The organism is Janthinobacterium sp. 1_2014MBL_MicDiv, from assembly GCF_001865675.1.
Taxonomy (GTDB): domain Bacteria; phylum Pseudomonadota; class Gammaproteobacteria; order Burkholderiales; family Burkholderiaceae_D; genus Janthinobacterium.
Window position 1 is genome coordinate 4,239,940 of the sequence record NZ_CP011319.1, and the last position, 17,533, is coordinate 4,257,472.

17 protein-coding genes are annotated in these 17,533 nt (G+C 63.1%); 6 read left to right on the forward strand and 11 right to left on the reverse strand.

Annotated features, from left to right (window positions below):
- Nucleotides 1–10: 10 nt before the first annotated feature.
- A complete protein-coding gene (locus YQ44_RS18325; RefSeq protein ID WP_232250936.1) occupies nucleotides 11–5,764 on the reverse strand; it encodes an alpha-2-macroglobulin family protein in 5,754 nt (1,917 codons plus the stop codon).
- Between the two features lie 471 nt (nucleotides 5,765–6,235).
- On the opposite strand from YQ44_RS18325, the gene YQ44_RS18330 reads away from it, so the two are divergent.
- Nucleotides 6,236–7,261 carry an OmpA family protein gene (locus YQ44_RS18330; RefSeq protein ID WP_071324608.1) on the forward strand — a complete coding sequence of 342 codons (1,026 nt, stop codon included), beginning with the start codon at nucleotides 6,236–6,238 and terminating at the stop codon, nucleotides 7,259–7,261.
- A 76-nt stretch (nucleotides 7,262–7,337) separates the two neighbouring features.
- Nucleotides 7,338–8,285: a YihY/virulence factor BrkB family protein gene (locus tag YQ44_RS18335; protein WP_071324609.1), complete on the forward strand. Its 948-nt coding sequence runs from the start codon at nucleotides 7,338–7,340 to the stop codon at nucleotides 8,283–8,285.
- Nucleotides 8,286–8,346: 61 nt separating this feature from the next.
- Here the strand turns inward: YQ44_RS18335 and YQ44_RS18340 are convergent, their stop codons facing one another.
- From YQ44_RS18340 to YQ44_RS18350, 3 genes are all read right to left on the reverse strand, one after another.
- Nucleotides 8,347–9,438 (reverse strand): AI-2E family transporter, encoded by a 1,092-nt coding sequence (locus YQ44_RS18340; protein ID WP_071324610.1) that lies wholly within the window; start codon nucleotides 9,436–9,438, stop codon nucleotides 8,347–8,349.
- A gap of 174 nt (nucleotides 9,439–9,612) precedes the next feature.
- Entirely contained in the window at nucleotides 9,613–9,924 is a 312-nt protein-coding gene (locus YQ44_RS18345; RefSeq protein WP_046682432.1) for a BON domain-containing protein, read from the reverse strand.
- Between the two features lie 83 nt (nucleotides 9,925–10,007).
- A complete protein-coding gene (locus tag YQ44_RS18350; RefSeq protein WP_232250937.1) occupies nucleotides 10,008–10,601 on the reverse strand; it encodes a hypothetical protein in 594 nt (197 codons plus the stop codon).
- Between the two features lie 237 nt (nucleotides 10,602–10,838).
- Here YQ44_RS18350 and YQ44_RS18355 point away from each other — a divergent pair, with 237 nt between their 5' ends.
- The 3 genes from YQ44_RS18355 (at nucleotide 10,839) to YQ44_RS18365 (ending at nucleotide 11,854) form a co-directional block, all read left to right on the forward strand.
- Nucleotides 10,839–11,285: a glycine zipper 2TM domain-containing protein gene (locus YQ44_RS18355; RefSeq protein ID WP_071324611.1), complete on the forward strand. Its 447-nt coding sequence runs from the start codon at nucleotides 10,839–10,841 to the stop codon at nucleotides 11,283–11,285.
- Between the two features lie 69 nt (nucleotides 11,286–11,354).
- Nucleotides 11,355–11,507: a DUF3309 family protein gene (locus tag YQ44_RS18360; protein ID WP_071324612.1), complete on the forward strand. Its 153-nt coding sequence runs from the start codon at nucleotides 11,355–11,357 to the stop codon at nucleotides 11,505–11,507.
- Between the two features lie 44 nt (nucleotides 11,508–11,551).
- On the forward strand, nucleotides 11,552–11,854 hold the full coding sequence (locus tag YQ44_RS18365) for a hypothetical protein (protein ID WP_071324613.1): 303 nt from the start codon (nucleotides 11,552–11,554) through the stop codon (nucleotides 11,852–11,854).
- A 163-nt stretch (nucleotides 11,855–12,017) separates the two neighbouring features.
- Here the strand turns inward: YQ44_RS18365 and YQ44_RS18370 are convergent, their stop codons facing one another.
- Entirely contained in the window at nucleotides 12,018–13,172 is a 1,155-nt protein-coding gene (locus YQ44_RS18370; protein WP_232250938.1) for a patatin-like phospholipase family protein, read from the reverse strand.
- A 212-nt stretch (nucleotides 13,173–13,384) separates the two neighbouring features.
- On the opposite strand from YQ44_RS18370, the gene YQ44_RS18375 reads away from it, so the two are divergent.
- Nucleotides 13,385–14,353, forward strand: coding sequence for an IS1595 family transposase (locus tag YQ44_RS18375; protein ID WP_071324614.1), 969 nt, complete (start codon nucleotides 13,385–13,387; stop codon nucleotides 14,351–14,353).
- Nucleotides 14,354–14,404: 51 nt separating this feature from the next.
- Here YQ44_RS18375 and YQ44_RS18380 read toward each other — a convergent pair whose 3' ends face one another.
- The 6 genes from YQ44_RS18380 to YQ44_RS18405 all read right to left on the reverse strand — a co-directional run bounded on the left by YQ44_RS18380 (nucleotide 14,405) and on the right by YQ44_RS18405 (nucleotide 17,527).
- The gene (locus YQ44_RS18380; protein ID WP_071324615.1) at nucleotides 14,405–14,743 is read right to left on the reverse strand and encodes a hypothetical protein; all 339 of its coding nucleotides are present in this window, start codon (nucleotides 14,741–14,743) and stop codon (nucleotides 14,405–14,407) included.
- A 75-nt stretch (nucleotides 14,744–14,818) separates the two neighbouring features.
- Nucleotides 14,819–15,205, reverse strand: a complete 387-nt coding sequence (locus tag YQ44_RS18385) for a phage holin family protein (protein WP_071324616.1) — start codon at nucleotides 15,203–15,205, stop codon at nucleotides 14,819–14,821.
- An 18-nt stretch (nucleotides 15,206–15,223) separates the two neighbouring features.
- Nucleotides 15,224–15,526, reverse strand: a complete 303-nt coding sequence (locus YQ44_RS18390; RefSeq protein WP_071324617.1) for a DUF883 family protein — start codon at nucleotides 15,524–15,526, stop codon at nucleotides 15,224–15,226.
- Between the two features lie 58 nt (nucleotides 15,527–15,584).
- Complete coding sequence (locus tag YQ44_RS18395; protein ID WP_071324618.1) at nucleotides 15,585–16,121, reverse strand: ferritin-like domain-containing protein; 537 nt, start codon at nucleotides 16,119–16,121, stop codon at nucleotides 15,585–15,587.
- 86 nt (nucleotides 16,122–16,207) lie between these two features.
- Nucleotides 16,208–17,107 (reverse strand): OmpA family protein, encoded by a 900-nt coding sequence (locus tag YQ44_RS18400; protein ID WP_071324619.1) that lies wholly within the window; start codon nucleotides 17,105–17,107, stop codon nucleotides 16,208–16,210.
- A gap of 15 nt (nucleotides 17,108–17,122) precedes the next feature.
- Nucleotides 17,123–17,527 (reverse strand): DUF4398 domain-containing protein, encoded by a 405-nt coding sequence (locus YQ44_RS18405; protein ID WP_071324620.1) that lies wholly within the window; start codon nucleotides 17,525–17,527, stop codon nucleotides 17,123–17,125.
- Nucleotides 17,528–17,533 lie beyond the last annotated feature (6 nt).

Genomic DNA, 17,533 nt, shown 5'->3' on the forward strand with positions numbered 1-17,533 from the left:
ATCAACTTCTTCACTGCCCCACCTGCACATTCGCATTTGGCGACTCGCCAAACATCTCGGGCGAATACATGGCTTCGATGCGCGTGGCCGGCAGGCTGAAGTCGCCCGCATTGTTCAGGCGCACCGTGTATTCCACGCTCCAGTTGCCCTTCGGCACGAAGGCGTAGTACGCGCGGAAGGCGTCAAAAGCCCGTTCCTCGAACGTGGGCCAGACCCAGCCCGTGGATTTTTCGCCGGCCGTCAGCAGCTGCGAATCGCGGCCCAGGCCATTGCCCAGCACCGTGGCGCTGGCCGGGATCGGGTCGTCGACCACCACCCAGCTCATGTCCGCCTGCGCCGACAAGTCGAGGCGCACGCGGTAGACGTCGCCGCGCGACCATGCGCCCGCCGTCTTCTGTTCCACGGGCGTAATGGTTTTCCTGATCGTGTAGCCGCTGGAGACGGGCGCCTTGAGCGGGATGGCGGCCAGGCTTTGCACGGTGGCCCACGGTTTGCCCGTGCCGCTGTGCGCCAGGCCCAGGGTATCCATGCCTTTCGGCCACGCCTGCAGCACGGGGCCCACTTTCGCCGCGCCATTCCACACGAGCGCTTGCGTATCGCCGCCCAGCTTCACGGCGCTGGCGCCCGTCACGGGCGTCGCTTCGAACTTGGCGGAGAACTTGGCGATGGCCAGCGTGCCCCAGGCATTCGCCACCGTCGTATCCCAGCGGCCCTTCTTCTGGCGGCCCATGCTGCCGCGCACGAGGCGGCCGATGTCGTCCTTCCACGCCGGGTCGTCCAGCACGGCCAGCAGCAGGCGGTTGGCGTTGACGTCGCCGGACACCATCAGCCACCACCAGTTATCCTTGCGTTCGGTGGAAAAGCCCATGGTCGTGCCCTGGAAATTCAGGCGCGAGCGCAGGATCTGCTGCGCCTCGGCCAGTTGCGCATCGCGGCGCGCCAGGCCTGGCGTGCGTTGCAGCAGCAAGCTCCAGTCGATGACGGCAGACGTCGGCCACAGGTTCGGGTTGATGCTGATGCTTTCCAGCGCATCGGGCGGCACCTTGTTCGAACGCGACAGCGCTTCCAGCGCCGCCAGCTTGCGCACGGCCAGGTCGGTCGTGGCCAGCGCCGAACGGCGCACGATGCGGCCCTGCACGAAGGCCGTCAAGGCTTCTTCCATGCGGTTCTTCGTCTGTTCGGGAATCGCATAGCCGGCTTCCGCAGTTGCCGACAGCACATACGCCGTCAGGCTGTCGCTGCCCTGCTCCATGATGGGGAAGTATTTCAGCATGCCGTCGCCATCGAGGTAGGCGGGCAGACTGGCGGCCAGCCTGTTCCACGCCTCCTGGTCTTGCAGGGCGATGGCTTTCGACGTGTTTTGCTCGAAGCAGGTGTATGGATACGCGGCCATGTACTCGCGCACGCCGGGCAGCTCGCCGCCCAGCCTGGCCGCAAAGCTGGTCTGGATGCCGCCACGGCCCGGCAAGGCACCGGCCGGCATCTGCACGGACATATTGATGGGCTTCTCGATCTGCAGCAAGGTGGCCTGGTAGGTGCGCACGGGCGTGGCCTGGCCCACCTTTTGCGTGATTTTCAGCTTGTCCGTGTGCTTGCCCGCCTTGGCATTGATATCCCACACGACCGTTTGCGCGCCGAGCGGCACCTGGTAATCCCAGCCTGTCTCGCGCGCTTCGCCTGCCGCCAGGGTCAGGTTCTGGCGCGGCAGCGCCTTGCCCGCCGCCGTGGCATTCAATTCCACGCTCAGCGAGGCAGCCGAGGTGTTGCGGACCGTAAAGCCGGCACGCAGCTGGTCGCCTTCGCGCACGAGGGTCGGCAAGCCCGACATCAGGATCAGGTCTTGCGAACTGCGGATGTCCGTGCTGCCCGTGCCAAACAATTCCTTGCCGGCGCTGGCGACGGCGACGATGCGAAACGCCGTCAGCGAGTCGTTCAGCGGTACTTGCACGGTGGCTTCGCCCTTGGCGTCGAGCTTGACGGTACCCTTCCAGAACAGCAGGGTATCGAACAGTTCGCGGCTGGCGCCCTTGCCGCCGCCGCCGCCGGCCGGAAATGCCTTGCGGCCGAAGTGGCGCTTGCCGATCACCTGCATCTGCGCCGTCGCCGTTTCCACCTGCAGGCTGCGCTGCGCCATCATGGTATCGAGCAGCTTCCAGCTATCGTTGGGCATCAGTTCCAGCAAGCCCGTATCGACGGCCGCCAGCGCCACTTCGGCGCCGGCCGGCAACGGCTTGCCATCGGCGCGGCGCACGCGCACGGACACTTCCGCCTTGTCGCGCGTCTGGTAGACCTCCTTGTCGGATACCACCATCACGTTCAGTTCATGCGCCTGCCACCCCACGTTGAGCGGCGCGATACCCATCTTGTAGGCCGGCTTGCCCAGGTCGACCAGGGCCGTCGGCTGCACGCCATCGACACGCCCGCGCACGACAAACACGGACACGTATACATTCGGCGCGTAATTGGGTTTGACCGGGATAGCCACCACCGGTTCCCTGCCATTGAGCTGGCGCACATAGGTGTCGAGGATGCCTTCGCGCTCGACCGTGATCAGGGCCGTGCCCGAGCGGAACGGCATGCGCACCTGCAAGCTCGCTTCCTGGCCCGGCTCATAGCGTTTTTTTTCAGGCAAGACGTCGATGCGGTCATTGTCGCTGGCGTTGAACCACCAGTCGCCGCTGCCGGCCACCCAGGTTTCGCGGTTGGCGACGGCCGTGTTGCCGGCGCCATCCTGCGTGCTGGCGCGCAGAATCAGGTTGCCGCTGGCGGGCGCCCTGACGTCGCAGATCAGCAGACCCTTGCCATCCGTCCTGCCATTGCAGGCCGGGCCCAGCTTGACCACTTCACTGCTGTTTTCATACGCATAGAAGCCGCCGATCAAACGCCGGCGGTGCGAATAGCTATGGCGCTGGAAGAAATCGACGGCGACGGCCGCATTCGCCACGGGCTTGCCCGCGGTCGACAGCACGGCCACCGTGAACTTGAATTTGTCCTTGCTCAAGGCCCACGCGTCGGGCTTGATGCCGATCACATAGTTTGACGGCCACAGCGGCACGCGCGTGGCGACGGACGCCGTCTCGCCATTCGCATCCTGGAAAGCCATTTCCGCCACCAGGTCGCGCGGCGTGGACAGCTGCGGCAGCTGGTCGATGACGATGCGCGCGCCGCCCGCCTTGTCCAGGCTCAGGCTTTGCGTGCGCGCGGCGGCCGCACCGGCGCCGGCACGCCCGCCATTGCCTTCATCCTGCCATTCGCCTTCGTCGTCGTCATAACCGGTGCCCTGCTTGACGAGGCCTTCCTTCACGTCGCCATTGCTGAAGCTGTAGTCGGGATAGTCGGCAAAGGAAACGCTCTTGTCCTGCAGTACCGTGCGCAGCTTGACGGGCGCGTTGGTGGCGCCGCCGCCGGCCAGATACGTGATTTGCGCATCGAGGGCCAGCTGCTTCGCCTGCACGGCCGGCGCCTTCGGCCCCTGCAGCACGGCTTTCATGGTCGGCACGCGGAATGCCTCGACGCGGAAACTGCCGGAGGGCCGGCCCGCCATCGTCACGCTGTATTCGCCCTGCTTGGCGTCGGCGGGAATCACCCAGTCGCTTTCCGCCGTGCCGCTGGCGGACCAGCGCAACGGCAGCTGGTAGTTCTGGTCGCTGCCCTGGTGCGTGATGACGACGGAGGTGGCGCTGCCGGGACCGTTGTTCTTGTCGACCAGGCCGATGCCCTGGCCCGTGTGCTTGCGGATGAAATGCTTCATGTGAACGGTTTCGCCGGCACGCAGCAGGGTGCGGTCGAATACGGTTGCCAGCAGAGTGTTGTCGGCGCGCGTATCGTCCGTCGGCAAATTGAAACGCCAGGCTTCGATGCCGCCCACCCAGTCCGACAGGGTAAACGTCATGTCGCCGCCGCTGCGCGCACTGATAAAGTAGCGGCCATTATTCTTGCAGCTGGAATTGGCCAGCTCGCCGGCTATCTGCGCCACGCCGTCCGCCCCCGTGGCGCCTTGCCACAGCAGCTTGCCGGCGCAGTCGCGCACGGCCACTTGCGCCTTGGCAACGGGGGCGCCCTTGTCGAGCGACGTCACCCACACCAGCGACGATTGCGCGCCATGCTTGAAGTGGGCCGCCAGATTCGTCACCAGCGCGGCCGTGCGGATATACGCGGTGGTCGGCTTGCCCAGCAGCACTTTGCCGAGGATGGGGCTGGCCAGCTCGACCACGTAAAAACCGGGCTTCTGCAAGGGGATGCCGATCACTTCAAACGTCTTCTTGCCATCGGGACGCGGCAGGCTGAGGGGCCGCGTGCCGGCCGCGTCCGCCAGCACGGATTTGCTCATGTTGCCCGCATATTGCGCGTACGGCTGCCAGTATTCGCCCGCGTCGCCATTGCCGGCCAGGCGCTGCATCCACTCGATGATGAACTTGTCGTCATTGTCGGGCACGCGCAAGGTGGCGCCCGTGGCAGCCTGCGCCGATGCCGATTCCCTGGCGATTTCCTTGCCAGTGAGCACAGGCTCGATATTGCGCACCGTCACGGGCAGCAAGCCGTCGCCCTTGGCTTCGATGATGCCGAACGGGGCCGGGAATTTCAGCAGCGGCGGCTGTTCGCCCGTGCGCACCGTCATGGGAAAGCGCGCGCGGTTGAGCAAGGCTCGGCCGGCGTCATCCGTCAGCTTCGGCGGCAAGCTCAGGATGAAGCTCGCTTGCACGGGAAATGGCCCGTTGAAGGTGGCGCCGTTCAGGAATTCCGCCTTTTCTTCCTCTTTCGCGAGCGTCGGCGCATACGTCTTGCCGCCTCCCGTCAAGGTCATGGCGCGCACCAGCGACGCTTTCACGGGCGCGGAAAACTGCACGCGCATGGGCAGGAACGGGATGCACTGCTCCTTCGGGTTGCTGCGTTCGCAGCTGAACTTGGCCGTGAAGTCGGGCCGCGTGCGGAAGTTCAGGCTTTGCGCCTTCTCCGTGGCGATGCCGCTGGCGCTGGCGATGCCCTCGCCCCACACCAGCGACACCTTGGCGCTGGCGGGGAAGCTGCGCTTGCATTGCAGCACGGTGACGGGCAGCGGCGGCGCGCCCTTGCTGGCCACGGGCATGCCCACTTTCCACACCGTCCCCCGCTTCTTGAAATACACGGTCAGGTAGCGATCGAGGAAGCTTTTGCGCAGGGTCAATACCTGTTCCAGTTCCTTGCCCTTGAGCAGCCGCACGGGAATCTTTTCATTGATGCCATCGGCGCGGCAATATGCGTTCGCGGCGACGCTGGCCTCGTCCGGCGCGGCGTCCAGGCCCAGCACGAAGATCTGGTTTTCATCGATATACGGCTGGCCGTCATACGGTACGGCCTCGACGATGGCTGGCCCGCCCGTGGAAAAGCGGTAGGCCGCCGTTCCCTGCACGGGCTTGCCCTGCAAATCCTGCAGACCTGGTTTCAAGGTAAACCGGCAAGCCACGCCGGCTGGCAAGTCGCGCTCGAAATCGTAATTCCAGTTGCGCTCGTCAGCCCAGCGTCCCGCGCCCGCCACGACGGCAGGCTCGGCCTTGCCGCAATCGATGGCGAACGGCGCGGGCAAGCCCATGTCGCCGAACGGCACCATCGGCGTGGCGAACTGGGCCCGCACCTGGCGCACGGCCTTGACCGTGCCGCTCGGTGAAAACAGCGTCACGCCGCCATCGGCCCAGGCCGGCATAGGCGTGCCCAGCGAGAGCAACAGACAGAGGGCGGCGATATTGCCAGGCAAGCGGAACGAAAGCGGGGGAATGGCCTTAGGCACGAGTGACTCCTTGATGAAAAGTGGCGGAGCTGGCTGCGGCACGCAAAAGTTGCCCAAGAGAAGCCCAGGAAAACAACAGAACGCGGCAGGAATACAACATCAATGTAATATTAGTTATCAAGCTCATCATTGTTGCTAATATACAGTGGCATGCTGGTAACAAGTCGTACGATTGCCTCTTGTGCCAAGGTCAGGGATTGACGATTTGTTACGACAATCCCCCGAGGCAAATTAGTTTTTTTCAACATCAGAGTATTTGTCGTGAATCTGCAACACCATTGATATACAACAATGCTTTGTGCGCCAACGCACCGACCGCTTGAACCTGGAACCGTATTCTCTAGTCCAACAGCAGTGCATTTATCGCAAGAAGGACGCACCTGGAATTGTTGTCCGTTAGCAATAGCATGTCTAGCATGATGTCGTATTGATGCCGTAGAGAAAATCTCTTATCAACGTTGGGAGTTACTTGTGAATAATCTAAAAAAAATCGCCGTTGCCGCCGCAGTACTGTGCTCCGCCCTCGGCGCACAGGCCCAGGAAATCAATCCCTCCTGGTATATTCAACCTAGTCTCAACGCACTCAAGCCAGATTCCGACTTTGCCACCGACAAAACAGGTTATGGCGCAGGCTTGCGCTTTGGTAAGCCTGTTTCCCAGGACTGGGATATCCAGCTGGGCACCACGTATGCCCGTTCCAAGGATGGCAGCCAGCGCTACCAGCAAAACACGCTGGGCGTAGACGGCCTGTACCTGTTCTCGCGCAAGGCCTTCCGCCCCTTCCTGCTGGTCGGTGCCGGTATGCAACGCGACAAGGACACCAGCCTCGCCTTCGGTGAACGCACCAAGAGCTCGCCGTACGCCAGCGTGGGCCTGGGCTTCCAGTCCAGCATCACCGAGCAGCTGTCGCTCCAGGCTGACGTGCGCAATGTGCACGGTTTCCTGCGCGGCAATACCTTCGACCCGAGCAGCAAGTCCAACAACTACTACGTCACCGTGGGCCTGAACTACGCGTTCGACAAACCGCCTGCACCGCCAGCACCGCCGCCACCGCCGCCAGTGCGTGAAGAAGTCGTCGTCGTCGTGCCGCCACCACCGCCGCCACCGCCGCCACGCTTTGAAAAAGTGACGATGTCGGCCACGGAACTGTTCGCGTTCGACAGCGCCAAGCTCGGCCCGACACAGACCAAGCTCGACGAAATCGCCCGCGTGCTGAACGCGTCGCCGGACGTCAACAACGTCGTCATCAGTGGTTATGCCGACCGCATCGGTTCGCCCAAGTACAACCTGAAACTGTCGCAGCAACGTGCTGATGCAGTCAAAGAATACCTGGTCGCCCACGGCGTGGCCGCCAACCGCCTGACGGCCGAAGGCAAGGGCTCGACCAATCCGGTCGTCACGTGCGATAACAAGAAACGTGCCGACCTGATCAAGTGCCTGGAACCTAACCGCCGCGTTGAAGTGGAACAAATCACCATCGAACGCCGCGTACAGTAAGCATTACCAGTGGCACGCCACTAGTTACTAGTTAAAAAAAAGGGGCTGCGGCCCCTTTTTTTCATTGAAAGCCACCATGAATTTCACTACCCGCTATCCGAAACTGGCCAGCCTGGCGCCACTCAGCAAGCAGATGCGCAGCGTCATCGTCTGTTCCGTCACCGAATGGCTGGAACATCGCGCCTCGAGCAAGGGCGCCGCCCTCGCCTACTACACGCTGTTTTCCATCGCCCCCATCCTCGTGCTGGTGATCGCCATCGCCGGCTTCTTCTATGGCCCGGCCGCCGCGCGCGGCGAACTGATGGGACAATTGCAGGGCTTGCTGGGCACGCAGGGCGCCGAAGCCATCCAGCTGGTGCTGGCCGGCGCGAAGAACCATGAACAGGGCCGCATCGCCACCCTCATCGCCAGCGCCCTGCTGCTGTTTGGCGCCACCAGCGTGTTTGCCGAACTGAAGGCGAGCCTCGATGAAATCTGGCAAGTACCGCCTCTGAAGGAAGCGGGCGCCTGGGACATGGTGCGCACGCGCCTGCTGTCGTTCGGCCTCGTGCTGGTGCTGGCCTTCCTGCTGATGGTGTCGCTGGTGGTGAACGCCGCCATGGCCATCCTCGCCAATTTCTGGGAAGGCGTGTGGAAGGACACGGCCGTGCTGTTTACCATCCTGTCGAACCTGATCGGCTTTGCCGTCATCGCCAGCCTGTTTGCCGTCATCTACAAGATGCTGCCGCGCGTGCGCCTGTCCTGGCGCGACGTGCTGATCGGCGCCATCGGCACAGCTTTCATGTTTTCTTTGGGAAAATACGCGATCGGCGTGTATATCGGCAATAGCGGCGTGGCCAGCAGCTATGGCGCGGCCGGTTCGCTGGTGGCCCTGCTGCTGTGGGTATATTACTCGGCGCAAATCTTCTTCCTCGGCGCCGAATTCACGCGCCAGTTCGCCCTGCAGCTGGGCAGCATGAAGGACATGCCGAAGACGGCGGACGGCGATGTGCAAGTGAAGATATTGAAACGCCACCAGTCCTGAGCTCCTGCTCCGCATGCAACAACGGCGCCCGCGGGCGCCGTTTTCTTTGCGTTGCCGCAAGCTACTCGCCCAGCAGCTCGGCCACCACTTCCATGCCCTGCACGCGCTCGGCGACGACTTTCACGATGACAATGATGGGCACGCCCAGCAGCAAGCCCCAGACGCCCCACAGCCAGCCCCAGAACAGCAGGCTGATGAAGACGGCCGTGGGATTCATGCGCGCGATGCGGCCCGTCATCCAGGTGGTGACGAAGGTGCCGACGAGGGTGGCGATGGCCATGGAAGTGCCCGTCACCAGTAAGACCATTTCCAGCGATTCGAACTGCAGGAAAGCCACCAGTCCCGTGGCGATGGTGATCAGGAGCGGGCCGAAATACGGCATGATGTGCAGCAAGCCGGCCACGATGGCCCAGGCACCCGCGTTTTCCAGGCCGATCATGCGCAGGGCGATCCACATCAGCAGCGCCAGCAAGCCGTTGGTGACCAGCAACATGAACATATAGTTCTGGATCGAGGTATTGATGTCTTCCAGGATATGCACGGTGACCTTCTTGCGGCTCAGCGACGGCCCCGTCAGCTTGACGAGCTTGCGCTTGAAGGTATCGCCCGACAGCAGCAGGAAGAAGACGAGGAAGATGACCATGGTGGCCTGGCTGAGGAAACCCACGAGGCCCAGCGAACCGGCCCAGACCCAGTCCATGATCTTGAAGTTCGGTGCCTCGGCGGCGGCCGCGCGGCGGTTGTTGCGGCGCGTCTCGGCGCCGGCGGCCACCTGTTCGATTTCATTGGCCACGGCCTGCATCTTCTGGAAGGTGCTGTTCTTGCCGCCCGTACTGGCGGCGATCAGGCGCGACAGCTTGTGCGTGGCGGCGGGCAACTCTTCGACGATGGACTCGAATTCGCCCTGCACCCGCTCGACGACGACGAGCGAGCCGAACAGGATCAGGGCCGTCACGGCCGTGGCGCCGATGGCGCGCGGCACGCGCAGTTTTTCCAGCCAGGCGACGACGGGGTTGAGGGTATAGGCAATGAAGATGCCAAAAATGACGGGAATGAGGAATTTCTGCGCCCATTGCAGCGCATAGATGAAGCTGACGGTGGCGATGATGCCCAGCGCCAGGCCGCGCGCATTGACATGCAGCGGCAGGCGCAAGGTGGGATCCGCCTCCGCGGGCGCACTCGGTGAGGGCGCCACGGCGTCGCTCGATGCCAGCTCTACCGGCTCGGGCGGGATATCTGAAGGCTGGGTATGCATGAGAATCCCGCTACGGTCGGTGGAGGGCCACAGCGCCAGCCCATGGGCCGGACGCTGCGGCAGGTCGTGCCATTACTTGACGCGGATATCGTTTTTCACCGATTTCACGCCTTTGACGCCGCGGGCGACTTCGCCAGCCTTGGCGGCATCCGACGGCTGGGCCACGAAGCCGCTCAGCTGAACCACGCCCTTGAAGGTTTCAACGTTGATTTCCGTCGATTTCAGGGTCGGCTCATTGAAGATGCTGGCCTTGACTTTGGTGGTGATCGCAGCGTCGTCGATGTATTCGCCCGTGCCTTCTTTGGTCGGGGTCGAGGCGCAACCTGCCACAGCGAACAGGGAAGCGACGAAGAGGCCAGTAGCGATAGATTTAGTGAATTTCATGGTTTTTTCCTTAGGAGTGGTCAATCAACGTGCTCACAATGAGCTTCTTATACCAGTCTGGTGACAGCGCGCCGATGCGGCGTTCAGTAGCCAAACTGGGTTTTTGCAGCCTTGACACAGTCGTCTTTGGCTGCGCCGGCTAATGCATCGCATTTTTCTGCTGCGACCTTGTACTCGGCTTTTCTTTTTGCTTCACGCGCATCGCTGCGCGCTTCGATGACTTTCTTGTCCGCCTTGGCATCGGCCAGGGCCGCCACCTTGGTGGACTTGGCCAGCTTGACGCAGACATCCTTGTCGTTGCCCGTCAGCGCATTGCAGCGCGCCAGGTCGACGTCGTAGTTGGCATCGGCAATCTTGATGCGCGCCTTGGTGTAGGCACGCAGGGTATTCGTGTATTGCGCCTGGGCCACCGCTTCATCGTAGGCGCGCACGGCCTTCGCTTCGGCGATGCAGACATCCTTCGGGTTGCCCGTGATCTTGTCGCATTCGGCGTGCGCCTGCTTGTAGTTCAGAGCTGCCTGTTCATTGGCCGCCTTGTAGGCCGCCTTCGCTTCCGGGGTGGCCGCCATGGCCTGGCCGCCCCATGCCGCACAAGCCAGACCGATGACGATGGCGGCGTAGCGTTTATGGTTCTGCATCTTCTTGTTCATCTGCTGCTCCCTGGTGGTGACAAGCATGTCTGCTTGGCATGACTACCGTTTTACGTGGATAGTCGCCACTCTTCTGTACGCTGCCGTACACAAGCAATTTATTTTGAAACAAGCAGGCCAGTAAGGAGAAATAACAACGTTTCTGCGGAAATCGGGCGCCGGCGTGACCGTCCACACGCCAATAAGTGCGTGCGGCAGCGTACAGACCGGGCATGGGGCCGTGGCTAAGATGGCGCTACACCCTCACCACGTCAGGAGAATAAAATGAAAACCAACGCCACCTTGGCTGCACTGATGCTCGCCGCCACCGCTGTCCTCAGCGGTTGCGCCAACACCGGACCATCGCAGTCGCAGTATTACCCGGCCAATCAGCCTGAGTCCGCCAGTTACGGCACCGTCGATTCCATCCAGCTGGTGCAGGGCGGTGGACAAACCAGCGGCGCCGGCGCCGTGGTCGGCGGCATCGCCGGCGCCCTGCTGGGCAACACCATCGGTTCGGGCGGCGGCCGCACGGCCGCCACCGTGGCGGGCGCCGTTGCCGGCGGCGTCGTCGGCAACCAGGTGGAGGGGCGCCGCCAGCAAGCGCAGAACTACCAGATCAGCGTGCGCCTGGACAACGGCGAATACCGCACGGTAGTGCAGGACAGCGCCCAGGACTTGCGCCCAGGCAGCCGCGTGCGCGTCGTCGACGGCCGCGTCTACCGCTATTGATCATTCGGCGCGGCGGGTACGCCAGCCCGCGCCCCAGTTGCACCACATGCAAGACTACAAGGAGATACCATGGGCACCATCATTCTGGTCATTTTGATCCTGGCCCTGGTCGGCGTCCTGCCCACCTGGCCGCACAGCCGCAACTGGGGCTACGGCCCCAGCGGAATCGCCGGCCTCGTCGTTGTGATACTGATCCTGCTGCTACTCACGGGCAGGCTGTAAAAAGAGGCGCTACGGCGCCTTTTTTATTTCAAGGAGGAAATATCATGACTATCCACACCACATTCCTGGCCACCGTGCTGGCCTGCAGCCTGTCGCCATTCGCGCTGGCACAGACGGCCAGCCCGCAACCGGGCGACCCGGCCCGCTGGTACCAGGAAGACAGCACGGCCCAGGCCCAGCTGCGCACCTTGCGCAAGGAAATCGCCGCCGCCCTGGCCGAAGCCAAAAAAGCCTGTCGCCTGGAACCGTCCGCCACGCGCGCCGCCTGCCTGAAGGACGCACAGGACACTTACCGGCAAGACATGGCCAACGCGGAAAAACTGCGCGTAGCGGCCCATCCGCAGTGAGGGGCTGTTGCGACGCCGGACAAGATTGCAACGCCGGACAAAACCGTCGCGGGCGGAAGGTTGAGGTGGCCAAGTAGCACCTCTCCGTACTCAGTGCGGGCGCCGAGCCGGTGAGCATCGCAGGCCGCCCATACCGACGCGCGACAGGGGTGGACGGGTGTCGCTAGGCGACGTCGCGCTCGTAGGGCGGCAACTCGTGCACCACGAGCGGCGTGTCTTCCGTGACAAACGCCAGCCAGCCGGCCGCCTTGATCGCGCGCAAGGCATCCTGGTAGCCCTGTTCCCAGCGCCACTCGATGGAGCCCTTGGAGAAATTGATGTCCTTGGCGGCCATGTGCCAGTCGCGGCCCGCGTACGGCAGGCGCACGATGTGCATGGTGCTGTCGCAGCCGAGCGCCACCAGCTCTTCCGCCTGCCGGTGGCTGTGCGCGTCGTCGGGCAGCCGGGCATACAGCTCACGCAATTTATGCTGCAGGGTATGCGTGTTGACGTAGTCTTCGATATGGCGCTTCGAACGCGAGGCGAACGTGACGTCCTTTTGCCGCGTCTGCACTTCATCGAGCGTGGTCGGCTCCGGCCCTTCCGAGCTCCACAAATCGACCATGAAGACCAGCGTGTCGACGTGGGGAGTATCGTCGAGCACGGTTTCCAGCGGCGTATTCGAATACAGGCCGCCATCCCAGTACAGGTCGCCATCGACGCGCACGCCGGCAAAGCCGGGCGGCAAGGCGCCGCTGGCGCGGATGTGGTCGGCCGTCAGGCGCTGCTTCTGGCTGTCAAAGCTGGTCAGGCTGCCGCATTTCACGCGCAGGGCATTGACGGTCAGGCGCATGCCGCCGGGCTGGTTCAGGTAATCGAAGTCGACCAGGTCCTCGAGCGTCCCGGCCAGCTCGCTCGTGTCGTAGAAACTCGCTTCCTCCGGCTTGACGGCGATTCCGGCAGGAAACAGGCTGAACGCGCGTGGCTTGAAGAAGCCGGGCACGCCGCGCATGATGGTGTCGAGGGTGGCCAGCCAGATGTTCGAGCGGCGCTGCTGGTCGGACACGAGGTTCATGTCGATGCTGTCGCGGTGCGCGATGCGCTGCCAGAACTGTTTCAGGCGCACGAGGCGGTCTTCCTGTTTGTTGCCAGCCAGAATGGCCGCATTGATGGCGCCGATCGACGTGCCCACCACCCAGTCGGGCGCCAGCCCATGTTCGTGCAGCGCATGGTAGACGCCGGCCTGGTAGGCGCCCAGCGCGCCGCCGCCCTGCAGCACCAGCACGATGCGCAGGCGCGAAGGATTCAAGGAATTGACCGGTGTCTTCGAATGCATCATCAAGATAGCCCCTGTGTCCGCCGCGCGGAATGCGGCGTGAATCATTGTAAGGGATTGTGGCCCGCACTTGTGCGCGCGCTGGCGCCCGCGCGCGCAAGATGCCGGATGCTGGCGAAAAAAAAGGCTCTGTCCTCGGTAAATAGGGGAAATGATGGAATCATTCCCCGGCTGCGCTGTCTGACTCTGCAGACTCACCATGCAGGGAGCAGATCATGCAGCCAGCCGAATGGATCAGCTTTATCGCGCAGTTTGCTCATCTGAGCAGACGCCAGCGGCAGGCTGGAATCGCCTTGTTGCAGGGCAATACGCCCCACGACGCGACCGTGGCGCTGCTTGAAAAAGTCGCGCAGACGCGCTTGGCCTGTCCCGCCTGCCACTCGGCTCACCTGCACCGACATGGCCATGCGCACGGCCTGCAGCGCTACCGCTGCGTGCCCTGCGGCCGCACCTTCAATGCCTTGACGAGCACGCCGCTTGCCCGCTTGCGCCACAAGGCGCTATGGCTCGAGTATGCCGATTGCCTGCTCGACTCCGCCTCGGTGCGCCAGGCCGCTCTACAGCTGGGATTGCACCGCAACACGACGTTTCGCTGGCGCCACCGCTTTCTCAGCATAGCGAAGACGGACCGGCCGCATGGCTTGCATGGCATCGCCGAAGCTGACGAGCTCTACGTGCTGGAGTCGGAAAAAGGGGCGCGACAGATGACGCGTCCGGCCCGCCACCGGGGTGGCCGTGCGCACAAACGCGGCATATCCAATGAACAAGTCTGCATCCTGGTGGCGCGCGACCGCACCGGGCAAACCCTGGATTTCGTCACGGGCAAAGGGGCGTTGACGAAGGCACAGCTGCACCGCTGCCTATCGCCCGTGATCGACAAGGATATCCTGCTGGTCACCGATGAGCATGCGGCCTACCGGGCTTTTGCCAGCGAAGCGGGCATCAGCCACCAGACTGTCAACTTGCGCGCCGGCATCCGCGTGCAAGGCGCCGCCCACGTGCAGAACGTCAACGCCTATCACAGCCGCTTGCGGCAATGGCTACGGCCATTTCACGGCGTGGCGACGCGCTACCTGCCGAATTATCTGGGATGGCGCTGGATACTCGACGCCAGGCGCATCCGTTCACCCGAAACGTTATTGAAAGCAACGTTGGGAGCATTCCCACACTTGACAATGACATAGCCAAAAAAAACGCCGTCGATGACGGCGTTCCTGCGCAACGGAGGCTGGCGATCAGCGCTTGCGGCGCAGCCAGCCCGTGGCTATGGCGGCCACGGCCACCAGTATCAGGGCCGGCTTGACCAGCTTCTTGCGGCCGATGAAGGACAGCGCCGTCAGCACATACGGCATCGCGCCTTGCAGGCGCATGCCTCCCGGCGCCAGCAGGGATTCGACGCGGTGGCCGGCAAAGCCGACAGCCGTCTCGACCACGCCCTGCAACAGCGAATCGGGGCGCAGCGCGTAGCCCACATTGGCGCGCGCATGCACGATGCCCACGCGATACATCTCGCCCTGGGCAATGAGCAGGCGCTTGCGGGCGGCTTGCGCCGCCAGTTTGTCGTTATCCGACATGAATTCTCCTCGTAAGGCAGTGCGGAGCGGGCGGGCGCGGCGCCGGAACGCATCCGCGCGCTGCCCGCCAGCCGCCTACATCAGCATGTCGCGGTCAGCCTTCAATTCCGCCATGGTGGCCGGCATGGACAACTTTCCTTGACGCAGCATGGCGCGCGCATACATGACCAGACCGATGGCCAGCAGCACGAACACGACCGTCATGATCGCCAGGATCTTCCAGCCCAGGCTATCCCAGGCGAGGAAAACGACCAGCACGCTGCCGTAAGCGATGGCAAACAAGCCTGCCACCGTCGCCAGCGCGAAAATGACAATCAGCTGTAACACGTGATTGCGCACTTCCGACAGTTCGATGGTGGCCAGTTCCAGCCGCGACAACATCAGTCCGACGGCGTTTTTGGCCAGGCCGGTAACCGAGCCGATCAATCCCGGCCCCTGGTGAGACGTAGCAGACTTGTCCATATCGCTCCTGACAGTGGATTACTTGCGGCCCAGGATGAAGCCGACCAGCACGCCGACGCCAGCGGCGACGGCCACCGTGCGCCATGGGTTTTCCTTGACATAACCATCCGCCTGGGCAGCGATCTGCTTGGTGGCAACGATAGCCGATGCTTGCGCTTCATGCGCCTTGGCCAGCGCGGCATCCAGGGTCTTCATGCCCTTGACGCGGACTTCATCGGCTTTTTCGCCCGTCAGCGCGGCAGCGGCGCTGAACAGGGCTTGCGCATCCTTGACCAAGGTTTTGACATCGTTATTAACGGTGGTGATATTGTTTTCCAACATGGTTTAGCTCCTTAGCTGTGGATGAATGTGGTTACTATACCTACTTTACTCAAAAACACTATTCCATTAGATCGCGCATATCATCGGCGTGCTCTTCCTCGACAGCCATGATCTTGATCAACAAATGGCGTGTCGTCGGGTCGCTGTCGCCAATTTTCACGATCATCTGGCGGTATGACTCGATCGCCACTCGTTCCGCGATCAGGTTGGCACGCACCATGCTTTGCACGTCCTCGGAGTCATCATACTCGGCATGGCTACGCGCGAGCAATGTTGCCGGATTAAAATCTGGCTTGCCATTCAATTGCACGATGCGCTCGGCCAGCCAGTCCGCATGCTCCTGTTCCTGCTGCGCATGCTCGAGGAACTCGGCCTTGATGGTGCCATTGTCGCGTCCGCTCACGGTGTAGTAATGGCGTTTATAGCGCGCAATACACACGAGTTCCGTGGCCAGCGCCCCATTCAACAGGGTAATCAATTCCTGCCGGTTGCCCTGATAGCCGGCCGTCACGGCGCCGTCATCGAGGTTTTTGGCGGCGGCGCGGATGGCCGCCGTGTCGATGCCCGACGGAATCTCAACAGATGTTTGGGTCATGATGCTTCCTTTCAAGTCTTACGTGGGTATCCACCGGCCAGGAAGCGGCCGGTGCTGCCTTTCTATGCCGCGCCAGGCGGCGCAGCTCAACGGCGGGCGGGAATCGCCGTGTTATCTTCCGACAAGACGATTTCCACCCGGCGATTCAACTGGCGGTTGGCCGCGCTGTCATTACCGGCTGCCGGATACGCGGCGCCATAGCCCTTGGTGGCGATGCGGTCGCGGCTGATGCCCTGCTCCAGCAGCGCATTGCGCACGGATTCGGCGCGGCGTTGCGACAGTTCCAGGTTGTGCGCGGAGCCGCCCGTACTATCCGTGAAACCTTCGATCAGCACGGTACGCTGCGGATTGTTTTTCAGCACGTCGGCCAGCTTGCGCGCCGTGTTCGCGCCATCGGCCGTCAAGTTCGCCTTGTCCGTGCCAAACAGCACGTCGCCCAGCGTTATCACCATGCCGCGTTCGGTTTTCTTGGCGGCCAGGTCGGCCAGCTGCACTTCCAGCGCGGCGGCGCGCGCCTGCGCATCGCGGGCCGACGCTTCCGCCGTCTGCGCCTGGGCCTTGGCCGCTTCCGCATCCGCCTGCGCCGCCTGGGCCCGTGCCGTCGCCTGGTCAGCCTGCTGCGTGCGCGCATCGAGGCGCAGCTGGTCGCGCTGCTTGCCTGCATTGGCGATGTCCGCCTCGGCCGCCTTTTGCTTGGCTACCTCTTGTGCGGTCGCAATTTTTTGCTTGGCCAGGTAGGCCAGCTTGTCGACTTTCTCGCTATCGTCCTGGCGCGTGGCGGCCGCGTTGGCCGCATCGAGCGCGGCGCTCGCTTCGCGGAATTCGCGTGGCGCATAGGTCGACACCATCGGATTCGACTGCGCCGCCATGTAGTCGCCGCGCGTCTGGTCGAGCAGGCTGGTGGTGGTCGGCGCGGAGCTGCAGGCGGCAACGAGGGCGGCCATGGCCAGCAGGCCGGGGATGGTGGTGTAGGTAGCTTTTTTCATGATGGAATCCTGTTCTTATTGTTTCGGGGCTTGCTGGTTGGCACGGTCGAGCTCTTCGCGCATGACGCGGATGTTCTCGTTGATTTCATCGGCGGCCGTGGTGGCCTTGGCCGAATTGGCCTTGCTTTGCGCCAGCTTGGCATCCGCCTGCGCCTGGTCAGCCAGGTCGCGCGCCGTCTTGTAGTCGCGGTCCTTCAAGGCCTGGTTGGCCATGCGCATCTTTTCGCGGGCCGAACGCATTTCATCGGGTGCCAGGTCGGCGGCGCCGGCGCTGGCGGCATTGTCGACGGCGGCGCGCGAAACGGCCACATCGGCCGTGGCCGGCGTTTTCAGGCTGGAGCAGCCCGTCATGAAGACGAGGGCGGCGGCGCAGGCGGCCAGTGCGGCCAAGGGGGTTTTCAAGGAATCTCGGTTTGTCATTTTTCT

Excerpts from the sequence above, each read along its gene's own strand:
- YQ44_RS18335 (WP_071324609.1), top strand. The coding sequence starts at position 7,338 with ATGAATTTCACTACCCGCTATCCGAAACTGGCCAGCCTGGCGCCACTC.
- YQ44_RS18345 (WP_046682432.1), bottom strand. The coding sequence starts at position 9,924 with ATGAAATTCACTAAATCTATCGCTACTGGCCTCTTCGTCGCTTCCCTG.
- YQ44_RS18350 (WP_232250937.1), bottom strand. The coding sequence starts at position 10,601 with ATGCTTGTCACCACCAGGGAGCAGCAGATGAACAAGAAGATGCAGAAC.
- YQ44_RS18355 (WP_071324611.1), top strand. The coding sequence starts at position 10,839 with ATGAAAACCAACGCCACCTTGGCTGCACTGATGCTCGCCGCCACCGCT.
- YQ44_RS18360 (WP_071324612.1), top strand. The coding sequence starts at position 11,355 with ATGGGCACCATCATTCTGGTCATTTTGATCCTGGCCCTGGTCGGCGTC.
- YQ44_RS18365 (WP_071324613.1), top strand. The coding sequence starts at position 11,552 with ATGACTATCCACACCACATTCCTGGCCACCGTGCTGGCCTGCAGCCTG.
- YQ44_RS18370 (WP_232250938.1), bottom strand. The coding sequence starts at position 13,172 with ATGATGCATTCGAAGACACCGGTCAATTCCTTGAATCCTTCGCGCCTG.
- YQ44_RS18375 (WP_071324614.1), top strand. The coding sequence starts at position 13,385 with ATGCAGCCAGCCGAATGGATCAGCTTTATCGCGCAGTTTGCTCATCTG.
- YQ44_RS18380 (WP_071324615.1), bottom strand. The coding sequence starts at position 14,743 with ATGTCGGATAACGACAAACTGGCGGCGCAAGCCGCCCGCAAGCGCCTG.
- YQ44_RS18385 (WP_071324616.1), bottom strand. The coding sequence starts at position 15,205 with ATGGACAAGTCTGCTACGTCTCACCAGGGGCCGGGATTGATCGGCTCG.
- YQ44_RS18390 (WP_071324617.1), bottom strand. The coding sequence starts at position 15,526 with ATGTTGGAAAACAATATCACCACCGTTAATAACGATGTCAAAACCTTG.
- YQ44_RS18395 (WP_071324618.1), bottom strand. The coding sequence starts at position 16,121 with ATGACCCAAACATCTGTTGAGATTCCGTCGGGCATCGACACGGCGGCC.
- YQ44_RS18400 (WP_071324619.1), bottom strand. The coding sequence starts at position 17,107 with ATGAAAAAAGCTACCTACACCACCATCCCCGGCCTGCTGGCCATGGCC.
- YQ44_RS18405 (WP_071324620.1), bottom strand. The coding sequence starts at position 17,527 with ATGACAAACCGAGATTCCTTGAAAACCCCCTTGGCCGCACTGGCCGCC.